This window comes from Cyanobium sp. Cruz CV13-4-11 (assembly GCF_024346055.1).
In the GTDB taxonomy this organism is placed as follows: Bacteria; Cyanobacteriota; Cyanobacteriia; order PCC-6307; family Cyanobiaceae; genus Cyanobium.
Genome location: NZ_JAGQCH010000016.1, coordinates 34,845 through 53,046 on the forward strand (window position 1 = coordinate 34,845; position 18,202 = coordinate 53,046).

The window sequence follows — 18,202 nt, forward strand, 5'->3', positions numbered from 1 at the left end:
AGTTCAGGGAATCAGCCCGTGTTGCGCATGCCTGCGGCGATGCCGTTGATGGTAAGCAGGGCACCGCGCAGCAGTTCACTGCGGCTGTAGGTGCGGCCGTCGCCGCCACCGGGGCCGTCGCCCGGCCCCTCGCTCATCGGCGGTTGGCGCTTCTGCTCCCGCAGCCGCCGCAGCAGCGCCACCTGCAGGTAGCCCAGGGGAATGATCGTGCGGTTGCGCAGGTCGACCGACAGCTGCAGGGCCGGGTCCCCGTCGAGGAGCCGGCTGTGGTTGCTGATCCGCAGCACCAGGGAATGGGTGAGGGCGAATTCGCTGGCGATCGACGCAAAGATCTGCTCGAACACCTGCTTGTTCTGGGGACGTCCCAGGGAGGTGACGTAATGGCCGGCCAGCTCGAGGTCGACCTTGGAGAGGGTCATCTCCACCTTGGAGATCAGCATGCGGAAGAACGGCCAGCGCTGGTAAAGCAGCTGCAGCAGCTCCATCTGCTCACCGTCGGCGTCGAGCTCGGCCTGCAGGGCCGTGCCCACGCCGTACCAGCTGGGCAGCAGGAAGCGGCTCTGGGTCCAGCCGAACACCCACGGGATGGCCCGCAGGCTGGAGAGATCCTTGGCGCCGCTCTTGCGCCGCGCCGGCCGGCTGGAGATCTGCAGCTTGCTGATCTCCTCGATCGGCGTCACCTGCTGGAAGAAGGCCACCAGGTCGGGGTTGTCGTGCACCAGGGCCCGGTAATGGTCGCGGGAGCGGGCGGCGAGCCGCTCCATCAGCACGTTCCAGGTGGGGGTGTCGTCCACCGGGGTGCTCACCATGCTGTTCTGCAGCACGGCGGTGGTGACCGTTTCCAGGTTGTAGAGGGCCAGTTCGGGCAGGGAGTACTTGGAGGCCAGCACTTCCCCCTGCTCGGTGATCTTGATGCGCCCCTTGAGGGTGCCGCTGGGCTGGGCCAGGATCGCCTGGTAGGCGGGGCCGCCACCCCGTCCCACCGAGCCGCCGCGGCCGTGGAAGATGCGCAGGGCCACATCGTGGGCATCGGCCAGTGACTGCAGCGCGATCTGGGCCCGGTGGATTTCCCAGTTGCTGGAAAGGAAGCCGGAATCCTTGTTGCTGTCGGAGTAGCCCAGCATCACCTCCTGCAGGGGCTGCTCGCCGTCGCTGTTGCTGATCAGCAGCTGGCGGTAGAAGGGGTCGGCGAACAGGCGTCCCATCACCGCCGGGGCCCCCTGCAGGTCTTCGACCGTCTCGAACAGGGGGATCACCAGCAGGGACGACTTCTGGGCCATCGGATCCACCAGCCCCGCCTCCTTGGCCAGCAGCACCACCTCCAGCAGGTCGGACACCGTGTGACTCATGGAGATCACGTAGGTGCGGCAGATGCGCCGTCCGAATTCCTGCTGCAGCCGCTGCAGCATCCGGAACACGGCGAAGGTCTCGGCCGTGGGGGCGCTCCAGCGGGCCGCCGGTGGCAGCAGCGGGCGGCGGGTCTTGAGCTCGGTCAGCAGCCACTCCACCCGCTGCTCCTCGTCCATCTCCCCGTAGGGCACCGGCAGCAGCAGATAGCGGCTGAGTTCGTCGATGGCGTCGCTGTGGCGGGTGCTCTCCTGGCGGATATCGAGGCTGGCCAGGGCAAAGGCGAAGATGTGCACCTGGCTGATCAGGTCCTGCAGGGCTTCGCAGCTCAGGCCGGTGGCATCGAGGCTCTCCTTGACCAGCTCCAGGTCGGTGCGGAACTCCTCCACCGAGGCGTAATGCAGCTCCTGGGGCGGGGCCGGCTCCATCAGGCTGGTGAGGCCGGCTTCGTGGCCGGAGGAGCCGTCGCAGGGTGATTCCCAGCCCGCCTCAGCCAGTTGCTGGTTGCGCTGCTGGGTGAGCCGCAGCCGCTCGAGGGTGTAGCTCAGCTTGAGCCGGTAGGGCTCCAGCCGGTAGCGGGCGGCCCGTTCCTCGTAGATCTCGGGGAAGCGCAGCCGGTCCATCTCCAGGGATTCCAGCAGGGCGGTGCTCACCTGGCTCCACTGCATCGAAATGCTGAGCTGGTCGCGCAGGATGGACACCGCCTGGATGTAACGGGCGAGCATCATCTGGCGCTGGAAGCAGGCTGTTCGCCAGGTGACATCAGGGGTCACCGAGGGGTTGCCGTCCCGGTCGGAGCCCACCCAGGAGCCGAAGGTGCAGAAGGCATCCCGGGGCGGCTGCACGTCGGGGTAGCTGGCCGCCAGGGCGGCGCGGATGCGCTGGCGCAGCTGGGGCAGGGCATCGAAGAGCACCTGCTGGAAGTAGTGCAGGGCGTAGTCGACCTCATCGATCACCGAGGGCTTGAACTGGTGCAGTTCATCGGTGCGCCACCACAGCCGGATCTCCTCCTCCAGCTGCTGGCGCAGCCGGTCGTTGTCGTCCGGATTGCCCTGGCCATTCACCTGCAGCTTCTGGATCAGGGCCGCCACCCGCCGCTGCTTGTGCCGCACGGTGTGGCGCACGATCTCGGTGGGGTGGGCGGTGAACACCAGCCGGATGTCGAGCTCCCGCAGCAGGTTCTCGAGCTGGCCCGGCGGCACGTTCAGGGCCCGCAGGCGCTCGAACAGCTGGCGGAAGGTGGCGGGGTCGCTCTGGCTGGCCAGGGCCGGCAGGAAGGGGTCGTTGCTGGCGGGGGTGGGGGCCCGTTTGATGCTCTCGAGGTAGCTGTCTTCCTCGATGTGCTGCTCGAGGATGTTGACGAGCTGGAAGTACAGGGAAAAGGCCCGGGCGGCGGCGATGCCCTCGGCCAGATCCATCGCCTTGATCAGCGCCACGATGCCGTCGGTGTCGACGGCGGAGGAGGCCTCCGGATCGAGACCCGGCGCCATCGGACCGCTCAGTTCCTTGAGCCGGAGCAGGCGTTCCACCTGCTCGGGGGGGCATTCGCTGCGCAGCACCGTCTGCCAGAGATCCTCCACGAGTTCCAGCCGCTCGGTGAGCAGCCGGATCACCCCGGGGGAGGCCTCGGCGGGAACGACCGAGGGTTCGGTCAGGTGGAGCCGCATGGGGGCGGTGGGCGCGGGGGTGCTGTTCATGATCCTCCAGGAACCTGGGCGGCTTCTGTCGCCAGCCATGCGTCCAGCGCCTTCTCCCGTGCCTCGAGAGCCACGGCATCGTTGCCGATGATGGCACCGATGCTTTCGCCGCGCCGCTCACGGGCGAGCCAACGCATCGCCTGGTTGCCCGTGGCGAGCAGCCCGTGGAGCGGGGCCAGCCAGCGCTCCAGCCCCAGCTCCGCCGCCAGGGGGGCCATGGTCTCCAGTTCGGCGGCGATCCAGGCGCGGGCCTCCAGGGTCTGTCCGGTGCGCCAGTGCACCAGCCGGGCCTCGAGGCTGGTGCGGGCCGCCGCCCGGTCGTTGGCATCGGCCAAGGCCTCCAGTTCAGCGGCCCCGAACCGGCTGGCGGCCAGGGGATCCTGCCCCTGGGGATCCCGCAGCAGTTGCTGCAGGCGCAGTTCGGTGAAGGCGGTGACGGCCAGCAGCAGCAGCGGGTCGTCGATCAGGTCGCAGATGCGGATCTCCAGGCGGTTGAGGCCATGGGGCCGGTCGTCGCCGTTGGGGCGCACCGACGTCCACAGGTGACGCACGTTGCGCATCGCCCCGGCGGCCAGCTGCTGCTCCATCCAGTGGATGTAGTGGCGGTGGTCCCGGAACAGGGGCACCAGAGGCGGCGTGATCGGGAACTGCAGCCAGCGCTGGGAATGGGCTCCGGTGACCTCCCCGTCGAGGAAGGGGGAGCTGGCGCTGAGGGCGAGCAGCAGGGAGGCCTCACAGCGCAACAGACGCAGGCCGGCGAACAGGGCGTCCATGTCCGTCAGCCCCAGGTTGATGTGGACGCTGGCGGTCACGACCCGGGTGCCGTAGGTGGCCTCGATATAGGCGTGGTAAGGGTTGTCGGGGTCGGAGCGCTCGAAGCGGCGGCTGTCCCCCAGGCTCAGGGTGCTGCCGGGCAGCAGGGTGAGCTGGCGGGGCTGGAGCCAGCGGCGTAGGCGACGCCGCGGTTCCAGCAGCAGCTCCAGCTGGGCGGTGTAGGAGGCCTCGGGCGGGGTGACGTACTCCAGGTTGCGCTGGTCCGGTTCGGTCATGAAGCCCGCCAGCGCGGCGGCCGCTTCGGCTGAGCAGCCCACCACCGTGCCATCGGCCCGGCCGGTGTACATCTCCACTTCGAAGCCCTTGAGCAGCAGGGGCGTGCTCATGGCGTGGCGTCCGCCGCAGCGGCCACGGCCGGTTCCAGGCAGGCGAGGGCCTTGAGCATCCCGCGCGCCTTGTTGCGGGTTTCCTGGTACTCCGCCTCCGGCCGGGAATCGGCCACGATGCCGGCCCCGGCCTGGACCTGCACCCGCCAGCCGCCGTCGGGGTGGGGCCGCACCACCATGGTGCGGATCGTGATCGCCGTGTTCAGCGCCCCGGCCAGATCCACGGCCCCGTAGACCCCCGAGTAGGGCCCGCGGGCATCCGGCTCGAGGGCATGGATCAACTGCATGGCGCGGATCTTGGGGGCCCCGCTCACGGTGCCCGCCGGGAAGGACGCCATCAGCAGATCCCAGATGTCGTGATCCTCGGTCAGCAGCCCTTCCACCTCGCTGACGATGTGCATCACGTGGGAGTACTTCTCGATCACCATCAGCTCGGTGACCTGCACCGTTCCGGCGCGGCAGACCCGGCCCAGGTCGTTGCGGCCCAGGTCGACCAGCATCACGTGCTCCGCCCGCTCCTTGGGATCGGTCAGCAGTTCATCGGCCAGGGCCGCATCCCGGCGGGCATCCTCGCCGCGGGGGCGGGTGCCGGCAATGGGCCGCAAGGAGGCCTTCACCCCTTCGGCGCAGGGCTCCGCCTTCACCATCACTTCGGGGCTGGAGCCGATCAGATGCCAGTCGCCGAAATTGAAGAACGCCATGTAGGGCGAGGGATTCACCATCCGCAGGCTGCGGTAAAGCTCGAAGGGGTCGTGGCTCACCCGGGTTTCCAGCCGCTGGCTCAGCACCAGCTGGAACACGTCGCCGGCGGCGATGTGTTCGGCCGCCGTGGCAACGGCGGCTTGGAAGTCGGCCTGGCTGCGGTTGCTGCTGGTGGCCAGCTCGGCGCCACTCGCCTCGTGCCAGGCCAGCGGTTTCACGTGCGCCGGCAACGGGGCGTGCATGCGGGCCTCAAGGGCCTCGATGCGCGCCGCCGCCCGGTCGTAGGCCTCGCCGGGATCGGCCCCTGCGGAGAGATCCACGTAGGCCACGGCCGTGATCTGGCGCTTCACCTGGTCGAACACCAGCAGGCTGTCGGCCAGCATCCAGCAGCCATCGGGTGGGGCCCCCTCGGCGGCGCCGTGCACCGGCACGCTGGGTTCGATCCACTGGATCAGCTCGTAGCCCCAGAAGCCGAACAGCTGGGCCACCTTGGGCAGGCCCTCCACCGGGCCGGGGCGCAGCGGTGCCAGGGCGTCCCGCAGCAGGGTGAAGGGATTGCCCTGGAGCTGTTCGCTGCGGCCATCCCGCCAGCACCGCTCGCCACGGTCGCCACGGCAAGTGAGGGTCCAGAGCGGGTCGCTGACGACGAAGCTCCAGCGGCCCAGCTGTTCACCTCCCTCCACCGATTCCAGCAGCACGCCATGGCTCCCGCCCGCCCCCACCTTCAGCCAGGTGGTCAGGGGCGTTTCCAGGTCGGCGGGCCAGCGCTTCCAGAGGGGATGAAAATTGACGGCCAAGTCAGCACCTGCTTCCCCACCGGCGATCCGGGCGAGGAAGGCGCTGCGATCAGAACCGGGCATCACGGCGACAGGCAGGCAAAAAAAACGGGGCTCTCGGCCCCGCCGTTATAGGTGCTGGCCGGTGGGGCTCAGGCTTCGTATGTTTCCTTGCCGCTGAACTTGAGGCTGGCGGGGTTGGGGTTGGCGCCGATGCTGCGGGGGGTGTGGCCCACCATGGCGCGGCCTTCGTTGCACTTCTCGGGGAAGACGCCGTCCTTGGGATGCAGGAATTCGGTGTCGCCGCCGGGGTAGATCCGGTAGATCTTGTAGTCCTCGATCCGGGGCTTGAACTTGGTGCGCAGTTGGGTGCCGAGGGCCAGGCACTGCTCCTTGCGGGCGAAGTACATGAGGTTGTCGCCCTCGTTCATCTCCGCGGCACCGCCGGTGGGGAGTTCGAACGCCTGGGCCTTGGAGCTGCTCCAGGTGATGGCGTACTTCTCCTCGGTTTCGGCCGAGTTCAGCAAGCCACCGGTGCTGCCGATGGACTTCGGAAGTTGACCGTGGAGGGCCGTATCAGGCATGACTTGCAGACCGTTTCAGGCGGAAACTAGCACCGTGTTTTTCGCCTTCCCGGCGCTCCCGGCGGACTCTTCACACCCGTCAACAAACCCGGCCCCCATCCCCTCAGCCGCTGCGCTCGGCGGCCGGGAAGAACACGGTCAGGTTGCTGCCGCCCCGCTCGGTGAGCCGGCCCCCTAGGCGGTGGAAGAGCCGCTGGGTGGCCTGGCGGCTGAGCTGCAGGCTGCCGGTCTCGGGGTTCCAGCTCAGCACCGGCCCCACCGGCATCGGCACGGCGGCCGCCAGCCCATCGTCTTCCCGGCTCTCGGGGTCGTCGCTGCTGAGCTGCAGTTTCAACCGCGACCCCGCCGGCAGCAGCCGCAGCCGCACCTCGCTGCCACTGGGCAGGCTGCGGCTGAACCGGTCCATCAGCCCACCGAGCATGGTTTCGAGCCGGCTGGGATCGCTCATCACCGGTGGCAGGTCGGCGGCGATCTCGAGCACCAGCTTGAGATCGCGCCGGCCCAGCTGGCGCTGCCACAGCCCCTCCAGCTGAAGCAGCAGCCGGCTCAGGTCCGTCCGGGCCAGTTCGCTGTCGCTCAGGGGCTGGCCGCTGCCGGGCTGGCGCTGCAGTTCCGCCGCCAGGAAGATCAGTCCGAAGCGGTCGATCTGTTCGCTGCACTCGCCATCGATCTGCTCCAGCCGCTGGCGCACCACCGCGGGCAGGTCGGTGCGGCGCAGCAGGGAGCGGATCAGGGTGCGGATCGTGGCCAGGGGGGTGCGCACCTCATGGGTGAGGGCTTCGAGCAGGGCCAGTTCACTGCTCACGGCATCGTTGCCGTTGCCCTCGCTGCGTTTCTCCCCGTGCACCAGCGGCTGCAGGGTGACGCTGGGCGCCATCGCCGCCAGCCGCTGGGCCAGCAGGGGCCAGAAGCGGGTGCCCAGATCGGGGGCGTTGCGGAGCGGACCCAGCAGCTGCAGCCGGCGGCGCAGCCCCAGGCCGGCGGCCGGATCGTCCTCGGCCAGGCGGCGATCGAGCAGTTCCAGGGCGGCCGACAGGATCGAGGCTTCAAAGCGCACCACCAGCCGGCGCGCCTGCGGGGGGCCATCGAGGGCCAGGGCCACCTGCAGCACCGGCGTGATCAGCACCAGCAGAGGATCGGTGCCGTCCGCTTCGCGCAGGCTGAGGCGCTGGAAGCCCCCCGGGCGGCCGGCTGTGCCCCGGGGGGCGGTTCCCGGGGGGGGCGGCAGGCCGGGCAGCAGCGGCAGCCCCGATGGCATCAGGTTGCCCACCTCCGCCGGTGTCCAGACCCAGCCGTCGAGCCACTCCAGCAGGGCGGGTTCATAGAGGGCCGGCAGGGGCGCCGCCAGCCAGACGCCGGGCTGGGGAGGGGCGACCCCGAGCAGATCCTCCTGCACGGTGGCCAGGGCGGCCCACCACTGACGCCTGACGCTGTCCTCGTCCCCCCGCCCCGCCGGCACGCCGTCTGCCAGCAGTGAACGCAGTTCCCCCAGGCTCACCACCATCGCCGCAGGCTGCGGCTGTGCCTGGCCACGGAGGCGCAGAGCCCGAGACTGATGCAGTTGACTAGCATAGCCGAACGGCCGTAGCTCAGGAAGGGCAGGGGAATGCCGGTGATGGGTCCGAGACCGATGGTCATGTTGACGTTCACCACCACCTGGAACATCAGCATGGCGCCGATCCCCACCACCACGAGCGATTCGTAGTCGCTGCCAGCCCGGCCGGCGATCTGCAGCAGGCGCCAGATCAGCACCACGAAGCCCACCACCACCAGCATCGAGCCGATGAACCCGGTTTCCTCCCCCAGGGCACTGAAGATGAAATCGGTGTGCTGCTCAGGGATGAAGCGCAGCTTGGTGAGCGACCCGTTCATCAGGCCGGTGCCCCACAGCTGGCCGGAGCCGATCCCGACCTTGCTCTGCAGCAGGTGGTAACCGCCGCCGAGGGGATCCTGGGCCGGATCGAGGAACAGGGTGAGCCGCGCCCGCTGGTGGGGCCGCAGTCCGTGCTCCCACAGCCAGGGCGTCCCCACGGCGAACAGTCCCTGGACGGCCAGCACCAGGGCGAGCCCGATCCTTTTCCAGGGCAGGGAGCGCCAAGCCACCCACCCCATCAGGGGGATCCAGCCCAGCAGCAGCCAGGGCACGGTGCCGGCCATGATCGCCGTGAACAGTGGTGAGAGCAGCAGCAGCAGCCAGGTGGCGGGCATGCCCGACCAGAACAGCATCACCAGCAGCACCGCACCGAAGACCAGCGATGAGCCCAGATCGGGCTGCACGAACACCAGCAGCCAGGGCACGCTGATCATCCCCACGGGCCGCAGCAGATCGATCGGCCGTTCCACCGGGTGTTTCGAGAGCACGCCCGCCAGCAGCAGGATCGCCGCCACCTTGGCGAACTCCGACGGTTGCACGTAGAAGCCGCCGATGTTGATCCAGCTCTGGGCCCCGAGGGCACTGACCCCGATGATCCGCACCGCGATCAGACTCGCCACCATCAGGATGTAGATCGGCCACTGGAACCGGGCGATCCGCTCCAGGGGCACGCGGGACAGCAACACGGCCACCACTATGCCCACCCCGGCAATGATCCAGTGCTGGTACCAGTCGGTGGTGGCCTGCTGGCGCTGGGTGCTGGCGATCAGGATCCCCGCCAGCACGATCAGGGCGATCGGGATGCCCCACAGGATCGGATCGAAGCCGAGGCCACGTCGTTTCGCCCCCTTGGCGGCGAACCCACCGCGCCGGGGGCTGAGAACCGCCATCGCTTCAGGCGAGGGCCGGGCTGAGGGCGCAGCTGGCGCTCAGCCGCTCGGCCAGCTCGGTGAAGGCGCGGCCGCTGGCGGAGGTGGGTGCCGACAGCACCACCGGCAGGCCCCGCTCTCCGCCCTCGAGCACGGGCATCTCCATCGGCAGCTGGGCCAGCAGGGGGACATCCGCCTCGTCGGCCAGCAGCCGGCCGCCGCCACTGCCGAACAGGGCATAGCGGCGATCCGGCAGATCGGGGGGGATGAAGGCGGTCATGTTTTCCACCACCCCCAGCACCGGCACTCCCATCTGCAGGAACATCGCCAGGCCGCGGCGGGCATCCTGCAGCGACACCTGCTGGGGCGTGGTGACGATCACCACGCCGGCCATGGGCACGGCCTGGGCCAGGGTGAGCTGGGCGTCGCCGGTGCCGGGGGGCAGGTCCACGATGAGCACGTCGCGCTGGCCCCAGTTCACCTGATAAAGGAACTGGCGAATGATTCCGTTGAGCATCGGGCCGCGCCAGACCACCGGCTGGTTCTCCTGGATGAGCAGGCCCATGGACACCATGACGATGCCGCAGCTCTCGATCGGTTCCAGCACCTGGTCGTTGCCGCTGCCCGACACCTGGGGGCTGCGGTCGGCCACGCCGAGCATGGTGGGGGCATTGGGGCCGTAGATGTCGGCGTCGAGCAGGCCCACCCGCAGCCCCGAGGCGGCCAGGGCACAGGCCAGGTTCACCGCCACGGTGCTCTTGCCGACGCCGCCTTTGCCGCTGCTGACGGCGATCACCTGGCGCACGCCGGGGATGCCCTGCCGTTCCGGCAGCTGGCCCCCTCCGGGGCCGTGGCCGGCGGCACCGATCGGCCCCGACGAGGGAGCGGCGGCGGGCTGGGCCAGTTCGATCTGGACGTCGTTGATCCCCTCCACGGCCAGCAGGGCGCTGCGGGCCTCGGCGGCGATGCGTTCCCGCTGGCTGGCGGCGAAGCCGGGCAGGGCGAGGCGAAACACCGCCCGGCTGCCCTGGTGACGCAGGTCGCTGATCCAGCCCAGTTCCACCAGGCTGCGGCCGCTGCCGGCATCGCGGAGCGGCTGCAGGGCCTGAAGGAGGGTGTCGGCGCTGGCCATTCGTCGACGTCTCGGGAGTGATGAGACGGGATCCTAGGGGCCGTGCCCCGGGGCGGTTGGGCCGGCGGAGGCACCCCGGTGGCGGCCTCCAGGAACTTCCTCAGCCCGTGACAGAGGCTCTCGAACCCTTGTGGGACCCCCCGACGGGCTGAAAAGGTGTGCGGATGTTCCGCGTCCGCCGCGCTGCCGTTCCATGGAGATGCCACCTGCCGATTCCCGCAGCCGTGCCAAGGCCCTGCTGATGGGCCTGCAGGATTCGATCTGCGCCGGCCTGGCGAGCCTCGACGGCGAGGGTGGCTTCGAGGAACAGAGCTGGGAGCGGCCGGAGGGCGGCGGTGGCCGCTCCCGGGTGATGAAGGACGGCCGGGTGTTCGAGCAGGGCGGCGTCAACTTCTCCGAGGTGGAGGGCGAGCGCCTGCCCCCCTCGATCCTGTCCCAGCGCCCCGAGGCGGAGGGCCACCGCTGGTTCGCCACCGGCACCTCGATGGTGCTGCACCCCCGCAACCCCTACGTGCCCACGGTGCACCTCAACTACCGCTACTTCGAGGCCGGGCCGGTGTGGTGGTTCGGCGGCGGCGCCGACCTCACCCCCTACTACCCCTTTCTGGAGGATGCCCGCCACTTCCATCGCACCCTCAAGGGAGCCTGTGATGGGGTGGATCCCGCCTACTACAAGGTGTTCAAGCCCTGGTGCGATGAATACTTCTTCCTGAAGCACCGCGGCGAGACCCGCGGCGTGGGCGGCATCTTCTACGACTACCAGGACCCCGCCGGAGTGCTCTACAAGGGGGGCGACCCCGAGGGGCCGGCGGCGGCGGCGAGCACCGCCGTCGGCCCCCTGCACCAGGACTGGGAGCAGTTGTTCGCCCTGGCCTCGGCCTGCGGCAACGCCTTCCTGCCGAGCTACGTGCCGATCGTGGAGCGCCGCCATGGGCTGCCCTGGGGCGAGGTGGAGCGTCAGTTCCAGCTCTACCGCCGCGGCCGCTACGTGGAGTTCAACCTGGTGTTCGACCGGGGCACGATCTTCGGCCTGCAGACCAACGGCCGCACCGAATCGATCCTGATGTCGCTGCCGCCCCTGGTGCGCTGGGAGTACGGCTACACGGCCGCTGAAGGCAGCCGGGAGGCCCTGCTGACCGACCTGTTCACTTGTCCCCAGAACTGGCTTGAAGACCCTTCCCTGGAGGAGCGCTGCCGACCCCACCAGGCTGTGGGGTGAGCGGCTGGGCGGTGGTGGTGGGGCTGCGGCCCAGGCCGACTTCGAGGGCTGTGACGATCCGGCTGGCGATGGCCATCACCGTGTCGGGGCGGGTGGCGGGGTTGCGCAGGGAGCGCTCCAGCCGGCCCTCCAGCTTGCCCACCTCAAGCAGGGCGATGCCACGCCTGGGTCCGCCCAGGCCGCCACGGAACGCCATCGGATAGCCACCGAAGGCCTCGGCCAGGCTTTCGTCGAGGCGGCCGAAGGGCCGGTGCAGCGGCGGGATCAACCCTGATCCGACACCGTCGGGTCCCCAGGCATCGAAGTGGATCTCCAGGGCGTAGCCGCCGCTGGCGGCGTGCTGCCGCCCGACGCTCCAGTTGGTGCTGGGGTGGTCGCCGTCACTGATCGTGCGGAAGGGGGGGCGGTAGGAGCTGATGCGCAGCCCCCGCTGCTGGCCCAGGGCCACCACCGCCTCGGCGATGACCATGTTCCAGTAGAGCTCGTCGCTGATGCCGGGATACATCGGTGGTGCCCCGGCGGCCACCGCCTCGCCGCTGGTGCCGGACCCCGCGATCCCCTGGGAATCGGCATGGCCGGCCAGTACCAGGATGGGGGTGTCCGATTCGACGGGGCGGAGGCCGATCCAGTCGCGGGGCAGCCGGCTGCGGGGGCCGGTCATCGGATCGCTGCCGGTCAGTGCCGGGGCTGATGTCCCGAGCTGGCCGCCCAACGCCGTGGCCTCGGAGCCACGGGCGGGTGTCGCCAGGGGGGCAAGGCCGAGGACCAGAAGGGCTGGACCCACCAACCAGGCGAGAGAACGGGAACCCATCGGCTCAGATCGGGGAGGAGAGCAGGGAGCCGTCGCTGGCCAGCTGGAGGGCGGCCCCCAGCTCCCGCTCGATGGCGATCAGTTCGTCACGGTGGGCGCGCAGGCGCAGGCTGCTGCCGCCGCTGCTGTCCCCGTCCATCAGGCGCAGCTCCAGGCTCTCGGGCCGGGCCGCCCTCCGGCTGTAGACGACACCCGCCATCGGACCGGCAAGGGCCAGCAGCAGGGGCCACCAGCCGAGGGCGGGGAGCACCTGGCGCAGCACCAGGCCCAGGCAGGCGGCCCCCACGCTGCCCAGCAGCGAGAGCAGCAGGGCGAGGGGCAGGCTGGAGCGGACCTGGCCGCGGAAGCGCAGCAGCTGGCGCTCGGGGTCGCCGGTTTCGGTCTGCCAGCCCCTGGCGGTGAGCCAGTTGGAGAGGCCCTCGAGCACCTGCACCGGCGGCTGGGGGGAGTGGACGTCCACCACCGTGGTGCGGTCCTTGCTGGCGGCCCTCAGGAAGAAGACCAGGCCGACGGCCATCAGCAGGGTGAGCAGGAGGGTGGAACCCAGGGTGGGCATGGGGGCGGAGCCTTGGCGGCGTCCATTCTGGCCCGACTGGCTGGCCGGCGTCCGTGCTGGGCCACGATGGCGCCAAAGTCCATGCCCGACAATGGCCCAGACCCCTTCCAGCGTCAGCGCCAGCCCCGGACCGGCGGCCCGTTTCGCCGTCTTCGACCATGACCTCGACGCCACCTGGCAGGAGCTCTACGGATCGGCCCGGGCCCTGGCCATCGACACCGAGGCCATGGGTCTGATCCATGGGCGCGACCGCCTCTGCCTGGTGCAGATCTGCGATGACCACGACAACGTCTGCTGCATCCGCCTGGCACGGGGGCAGACGGAGGCACCGCGGCTGAAGGCCCTCTGCGAGAACCCGGCGATCGAGAAGGTGTTCCACTTCGCCCGCTTCGATGTGGCGGCGTTGGCGGAGAACCTCGGCATTGCCGTGGACCCCATCTTCTGCACCAAGGTCGGCAGCCGCCTGGCCCGCACCTACGCCCCGCGCCACGGCCTCAAGGATGTGGTCAACGAACTGGTGGGGGTGGAGCTCGACAAGCAGGCCCAGAGTTCCGACTGGGGCCGGGTGGAGGAGCTCAGCGACACCCAGCTGGCCTACGCCGCCGGCGACGTGCGCTGGCTGCTGGCCGCCCGCGACCGGCTGGAGGTGATGCTGCGCCGGGAGGAGCGCTGGGAGCTGGCCCGCCGCTGTTTCGCCTGCGTGCCGGTGTTCGCCGCCCTCGACCGGCAGCGGTTCAACCAGGTCTTCGAGCACTGAGTCCGGCAGCGCTGGTGCGGCAAGCCGGGCCGCTCAGTCCTCGATCATGAACAGGTCGTCCTCGCCCACCGAGCGCAGCTGGCCGTCGAACAGCTGGCCCCGGTCGAGGCTGCTGGCCCTGGTTTCCTCCAGCAGGCGTTCCGCTAGGGCCAGCTTGGCGGCCGTGTCCCGCAGGCCCTCTTTGGCCGCCAGGATCTCCACCCGCCGGCGGGCCGCCGCCAGGCTGATGCCCAGCTGGGTGGCCAGATGACCGCAGGCGGCGTTGAAGCTGCGGTCGGGGATGCCGGGCATCGGTGCGGGGGACGAGGGGTCGGTCGAGCCCATCATCCCCCTACCCCGGCAGCAGCCGCTCAAGGATCAGGGTCGCTAGCCGCGCGCTGCCACCGGCTGGTCCCATGCGCCGCCGACCGATCTGGCCCAGTCGGGCCCGCTCGCCGTCGTCGTTCAGCAAGGCGATCAGCCGCCGCCGCAGCTCCCCGCTGTCCTGGCACGGCTGCACGGCTCCCCCCAGCAGCCGGCTCTGGCGGCGAGCGAAGCCGGCCTTGAACTGGGGGCCGGGTCCCGGCAGCGACAGGGCCGGCACCCCCAGACCGACCAGCTGCTCGGTGGCGGTGCCGGCGGTGGCCAGCCCCAGCTCCGCCAGCGGCGCCCAGGCCGCGAACCGGCCCGGACCCACCAGCAGCTCCAGCCCGCCTCGCCGCCAGAGGGTCGAGGCACCGGACCCCGGCGGCGCCGCCGCCGGGGTGAATCCAGCCGCAGCCAGGGGGGCGGCCAGCTCGGCATCGCTGGGGCGGGAGCCGGTGGCCAGCAGCACGCTGATCGGCCCGGTCCCGGTCCCGGACGCGGGCGGCAGGGCGGCGAGCAGGCCGCGCAGGTTGCCCAGGGCCTCGGGCAGGCGGCTGCCCGGCAGCAGCAGCAGACGGCGCCGCCCCTGCAGCCAGGCCGGCAAGGGCCCAGGGGCGGCGAAGCCATCCATCATCGGGTTGCCCGGGGCGACGGCCTTCACCCCATGGCGCCGCAGTCCCCGGGCGGTGAGGCGATCGCGCACCGCCACCAGCCGGCAGCGGCGGTGGCCCATCAGGGCCCACTCCCAGGGATCCCATTCGCTGCCCTTGGCCCGGTGGTAACCATCGGCCAGGGGGGAGTGGCCCCACCCGGCCGGGGCGGGCGAGGCCCAGGTGTGGTCGCTCTTCGGGGTGCCCAGGAAGCCGTACGGACCACCGCCCGCCCAGGCCAGCAGCAGGGGCAGCAGGTCGCCCACCGCCAGGATCGGCAGACCCTGCCTTCCCCAGCGCCGCACGATCCGCCACTGACGCCAGCTCAGCAGCGGCAGCCCTGCGGCCAGATCATTCAGCAGTCCCCGCAGGCTCTGGTTGCTGAAGCCGCCGCTGGGCAGCGGCTGCCGCGGACCGACCCGCTGCAGCTCACCGGCCGCTTCGGCACCGGCATAGGCCTGGCCCATCCCCACCAGGGGCAACACCTGCACCTCCAGGTCGGGGGCCTGGTGCCGCAGGGCCTCGATCAGCCGCAGGGCGATCAGATCCTCCCCGTGGCCGTTGCTCAGAACCAGCAGACGGGGGGTGGACATGCCATGGCTGATACGATCCGCTGCGGGGAGTTTGCTCCCCGGCAGGCGGCATGGCCAAGTGGTAAGGCAGAGGATTGCAAATCCTTTATCCCCAGTTCGAATCTGGGTGCCGCCTCTGCAACAACCGACGTTCTCCTGCTCGCCCCCCTGCGCAGGAGTCACGGCCCAACGGCAGGCCAACGGTGGCAGACTGCGACGGACTTGCCAAGGAGGACTGAGGTGGGAGCCAATTCCACGGAAGAGCCGGATCCGTTCGTGGCGCTGCTCAGCAAAGATTGCCTGGCGATGATTGAAAAGATCCAGGCCTATCGCGAAAGAATCCAACTTCCTTCCACGCCCACGGCGATTCTCGAAGATGCCATCATCGAGTACTACACCGCCCTTAAAAGGGTCGGCAACTGGTGACAAGATCCCAGCAGACTTCTCGGCAGATCTCTCGGCAGGATGACAGCTTGGTCAGGATTCATTCCTGCTGAGTTCCAGGCCTTCGCTGCGGCTGGCGTGCTCCTGCTCCCAGGATCAATTCCGCCCGTTTCCTGTGCAGGTTCATCGATGCTTCGGTGAGCACCACCCATTGCGCCAGGGTGGAGCAATGCTCCTCAAAGGGAGGCAGGTCCAGCCGCAGCGGCCGCCAAGCTCCTGCGTCGATATCCCGGTTGAGCTCCGAGTGGGGCAAATCGTCGTTGGTGATGATCAGCCAGCGGTAGTGGGCCTTGAAATGGTCGAGGTACTCCCGCACCAAGTGGTTGGGAAGGTGTTGCAGCACATCCTTCACCAGAATCAGATCGGCGGGCGGCAGGCTGGCCAGATCCTCGAAGAGCTGGAAGTGAATCGAGTCGCTGGCGTGGAGGTCACTGTTGGCTGCCACCACGGAGTCGACGATGTCAATCCCGGTGTAGGTGATGTCGCCCCAATGGATCAGCCGGGAGAACTGCCAGTCGCCACAGCCGAAATCGACGACGCTGTGGATGTCATTGAGCCGCATAAAGCGCTGCAGGGTGGCGATGTACTCGCCGTTGAACTCAGGTCTGGACCCCTGACCTGAGCCTCCCCCCCATGTGTCGCGCTGATAGATCCGTGTGAAGGCGTCCTTGGTCGACATGCAGGATGGTGGGTGGCGGCACCCTAGCGGCGCCGTCCCTTCGGCCACTCGCGACGGCTCAGGGAAGGACGCCCAGGAGCAAGGAGATCAGGGCGAACCCGACGACGCCCACCAGGGCCAGCAGCGATGTGGACTGGGGCATGACCGTCACCCGAACGAACGAATAATAAAGAGAACCTGAAGAAGGTCAGGGTTGTCTGTGGCGTTCGTTGCCGATCGTCATTTCTCCCCCGCCAGCCGGCAGGTCCTTTTAGAGAGCGGCTTCTGCGTGCCACTGCTCCCCTTGCGAGCCGACGGCCGCGCAGCGGAAGGCACGGCCGTCCAACTGGCAGTGGCCGCTGGCGAGCTGGGCCCTGGTCAGCCCCAGGGCTGCCGTTGCCTCGCCGAAACCCGCCTGGCCCACGGCACTCACCCGCAGCCGCAGGGGCCAGCGCGGCTCGCAGCGGCTGGCCTGGCATGGCATGCCCCTGGTGCCTTCCTCCAGCACCCCGGCAAAGACCAGCTGCCGATCAAGGAAGGTGCCGCTGCCGGCTGGTTGCAGAAACCGGACCGTGAGCAGTCCCTCCATCTGCTGATCCAGGCGCAGCACCCTGCAGCTGCTCGTCTGCTGCTGCGAGGCCTGGCGGGACGTGCTGGCGATGCGGCAGCGCCGCAGGTCCCCTTCCCAGCGGCCGAAATCCTCACCCCGCAGCTCCTGGCCCACCAGGGGCGCCCACGGACCAGTGAGGGCCAGCAGCAGCAGGCCCGAGGGCCATCTCCGGTCAAGCCACCGCTTCAATAGCCCGAGTCGGCAACGCAGATCCCCTGGCAGCTGATGCCGTTGCTGGCTGTGCGGCCGCAATGGCCGCACAGCACTGGCTCGGGGGCGGGCGCGGTTGGCGCGCTGCCGGCGGCTAACGGGATGGGGGCGTTGGCTGCGGCGGTGGGCAGGGGCGGCCGGCTGCCGGGATGGGTGGTCATCACAGGCCCCCTGGGGACGGTTTGATTCGATCATGGCAACAGCGTGAGAGTGTCGCGATCGCCTTGGCCGACCCTGCCACCCCCCTGTTCTCGCCCGGGCCGTCAGGTGCCCCCGGGATCGGGGTGGGCACCTGGGCCTGGGGCAACCAGTTCCTCTGGGGCTACGACCCGGCCCAGGACGAGGAGCTGGCCGCCTGTTTCCGCCGGGCGGTGGACCTGGGGCTGAGCCTGTTCGACACGGCGGATTCCTACGGCACCGGTCGCTTCGGCGGCCGCAGCGAGTCGCTCCTGGGCGGCTTCGTTGCCGACCTGCCGCCGGCCCGGCGCCAGGGACTCACCGTGGCCACCAAACTGGCGCCCTTCCCCTGGCGCCTGGGCCGCCGTGGATTCGCGGGGGCCTTCGAAGCCTCCCGGCGCCGGTTGGGGGGCCATCTCGACCGGGTTCAGCTGCACTGGAGCACGGCCCGCTACGCCCCCTGGCAAGAGGGGGCCCTGCTGGAGGGCCTGGCGGATCTGCTCGAACAGGGCCGGGTGGGCAGCCTGGGGGTGTCCAACCTGGGCCCACGCCGGTTGCGTCAGGTGCATGGGCGGCTGGCCCGGCGGGGGTTGCGGTTGGCCAGCCTGCAGGTGCAGCTCTCCCTGCTGGCGCCGGAGGCCCTTGCGGCTGATGGCGTGGCGTCGGTCTGCCGGGAGCTGGGTATCGAGTTACTGGCCTACAGCCCCCTGGCCCTCGGTCTCCTGGGCCGGCCCCCGGGGGAGGACCAGGCCCAGCCCGCGGGACCCCGGGGCCTGTTGTTCCGCCGGCTGCAGCCCCGCATCCAGCCCCTGCTGCAGACCATGGAGCGGATCGCCCGTGCCCACGACGCCCCCATGGCGGCGGTGGCGATCAACTGGTGCCGGGCCCATGGCGCCATTCCCCTGGTGGGGTTGCGCCGCGTTGACCAGGCCGAAGCGGCGGCCGCGGCCGCCAGCTGGTGCCTGGACGATGGGGAACGACGGGATCTGGACCGGGTGGCGCAGCGGTGCGAGGGGCGCATGCCCGCCAATCCGTTTCAGAGCGCCTGAGGGC

The 18,202-nt window shown here is 70.0% G+C and carries 18 protein-coding genes and 1 tRNA gene; 5 read left to right on the forward strand and 14 right to left on the reverse strand.

The features are described 5' to 3' along the window. Nucleotides 1-11 precede the first annotated feature (11 nt). The 7 genes from ppc to KBZ12_RS12465 form a co-directional block, all read right to left on the reverse strand. Entirely contained in the window at nt 12-3,014 is a 3,003-nt protein-coding gene (gene ppc / locus KBZ12_RS12435) for a phosphoenolpyruvate carboxylase (protein ID WP_254958355.1), read from the reverse strand. Nucleotides 3,015-3,040: 26 nt separating this feature from the next. Next, nucleotides 3,041-4,204, reverse strand: coding sequence for a glutamate--cysteine ligase (gshA, locus tag KBZ12_RS12440; RefSeq protein ID WP_254958297.1), 1,164 nt, complete (start codon nt 4,202-4,204; stop codon nt 3,041-3,043). Beyond that, nucleotides 4,201-5,766 (reverse strand): anthranilate synthase component I family protein, encoded by a 1,566-nt coding sequence (locus KBZ12_RS12445; RefSeq protein WP_254958298.1) that lies wholly within the window; start codon nt 5,764-5,766, stop codon nt 4,201-4,203. The genes gshA and KBZ12_RS12445 overlap by 4 nt, the downstream gene beginning before the upstream one ends. Before the next feature lie 68 nt (nt 5,767-5,834). After that, nucleotides 5,835-6,266, reverse strand: a complete 432-nt coding sequence (locus KBZ12_RS12450; RefSeq protein ID WP_254958299.1) for a photosystem I reaction center subunit II PsaD — start codon at nt 6,264-6,266, stop codon at nt 5,835-5,837. Between the two features lie 103 nt (nt 6,267-6,369). Then, nucleotides 6,370-7,770 carry a sensor histidine kinase KdpD gene (locus KBZ12_RS12455; RefSeq protein ID WP_254958300.1) on the reverse strand — a complete coding sequence of 467 codons (1,401 nt, stop codon included), beginning with the start codon at nt 7,768-7,770 and terminating at the stop codon, nt 6,370-6,372. Beyond that, complete coding sequence (gene rodA, locus KBZ12_RS12460; protein WP_254958301.1) at nt 7,761-9,029, reverse strand: rod shape-determining protein RodA; 1,269 nt, start codon at nt 9,027-9,029, stop codon at nt 7,761-7,763. Before rodA ends, KBZ12_RS12455 begins: the two co-directional genes overlap by 10 nt. 4 nt (nt 9,030-9,033) lie before the next feature. Beyond that, nucleotides 9,034-10,140, reverse strand: a complete 1,107-nt coding sequence (locus KBZ12_RS12465) for an Mrp/NBP35 family ATP-binding protein (protein WP_254958302.1) — start codon at nt 10,138-10,140, stop codon at nt 9,034-9,036. A 193-nt stretch (nt 10,141-10,333) separates the two neighbouring features. On the opposite strand from KBZ12_RS12465, the gene hemF reads away from it, so the two are divergent. Next, on the forward strand, nt 10,334-11,359 hold the full coding sequence (hemF, locus tag KBZ12_RS12470; protein ID WP_254958303.1) for an oxygen-dependent coproporphyrinogen oxidase: 1,026 nt from the start codon (nt 10,334-10,336) through the stop codon (nt 11,357-11,359). Here the strand turns inward: hemF and KBZ12_RS12475 are convergent. Then, entirely contained in the window at nt 11,286-12,170 is an 885-nt protein-coding gene (locus KBZ12_RS12475) for a dehydrogenase (RefSeq protein WP_254958304.1), read from the reverse strand. The genes hemF and KBZ12_RS12475 overlap by 74 nt on opposite strands. Before the next feature lie 4 nt (nt 12,171-12,174). Then, complete coding sequence (locus tag KBZ12_RS12480; RefSeq protein ID WP_254958305.1) at nt 12,175-12,726, reverse strand: cofactor assembly of complex C subunit B; 552 nt, start codon at nt 12,724-12,726, stop codon at nt 12,175-12,177. A 91-nt stretch (nt 12,727-12,817) separates the two neighbouring features. On the opposite strand from KBZ12_RS12480, the gene KBZ12_RS12485 reads away from it, so the two are divergent. Next, complete coding sequence (locus tag KBZ12_RS12485; protein WP_254958306.1) at nt 12,818-13,483, forward strand: ribonuclease D; 666 nt, start codon at nt 12,818-12,820, stop codon at nt 13,481-13,483. 33 nt (nt 13,484-13,516) lie between these two features. Here the strand turns inward: KBZ12_RS12485 and KBZ12_RS12490 are convergent, their stop codons facing one another. Both KBZ12_RS12490 and KBZ12_RS12495 read right to left on the reverse strand, forming a co-directional pair. Continuing rightward, nucleotides 13,517-13,774 carry a hypothetical protein gene (locus KBZ12_RS12490; protein ID WP_254958307.1) on the reverse strand — a complete coding sequence of 86 codons (258 nt, stop codon included), beginning with the start codon at nt 13,772-13,774 and terminating at the stop codon, nt 13,517-13,519. 40 nt (nt 13,775-13,814) lie between these two features. Beyond that, the gene (locus tag KBZ12_RS12495) at nt 13,815-15,071 is read right to left on the reverse strand and encodes a lipid-A-disaccharide synthase-related protein (RefSeq protein WP_254958308.1); all 1,257 of its coding nucleotides are present in this window, start codon (nt 15,069-15,071) and stop codon (nt 13,815-13,817) included. 44 nt (nt 15,072-15,115) lie between these two features. Here KBZ12_RS12495 and KBZ12_RS12500 point away from each other — a divergent pair. Beyond that, nucleotides 15,116-15,186 (forward strand) — tRNA-Cys (locus KBZ12_RS12500). Between the two features lie 104 nt (nt 15,187-15,290). Further along, nucleotides 15,291-15,476, forward strand: a complete 186-nt coding sequence (locus KBZ12_RS12505) for a hypothetical protein (protein WP_254958309.1) — start codon at nt 15,291-15,293, stop codon at nt 15,474-15,476. Nucleotides 15,477-15,534: 58 nt separating this feature from the next. Here KBZ12_RS12505 and KBZ12_RS12510 read toward each other — a convergent pair whose 3' ends face one another. The 3 genes from KBZ12_RS12510 to KBZ12_RS12520 all read right to left on the reverse strand — a co-directional run bounded on the left by KBZ12_RS12510 (nt 15,535) and on the right by KBZ12_RS12520 (nt 17,133). Then, complete coding sequence (locus KBZ12_RS12510) at nt 15,535-16,173, reverse strand: trans-aconitate 2-methyltransferase (RefSeq protein WP_254958310.1); 639 nt, start codon at nt 16,171-16,173, stop codon at nt 15,535-15,537. A gap of 250 nt (nt 16,174-16,423) precedes the next feature. Continuing rightward, nucleotides 16,424-16,951, reverse strand: coding sequence for a hypothetical protein (locus KBZ12_RS12515; RefSeq protein WP_254958311.1), 528 nt, complete (start codon nt 16,949-16,951; stop codon nt 16,424-16,426). Next, entirely contained in the window at nt 16,948-17,133 is a 186-nt protein-coding gene (locus tag KBZ12_RS12520) for a hypothetical protein (RefSeq protein ID WP_254958312.1), read from the reverse strand. The genes KBZ12_RS12515 and KBZ12_RS12520 overlap by 4 nt, the downstream gene beginning before the upstream one ends. Nucleotides 17,134-17,196: 63 nt before the next feature. Here KBZ12_RS12520 and KBZ12_RS12525 point away from each other — a divergent pair, with 63 nt between their 5' ends. Beyond that, a complete protein-coding gene (locus tag KBZ12_RS12525) occupies nt 17,197-18,198 on the forward strand; it encodes an aldo/keto reductase (protein ID WP_254958313.1) in 1,002 nt (333 codons plus the stop codon). Nucleotides 18,199-18,202 lie beyond the last annotated feature (4 nt).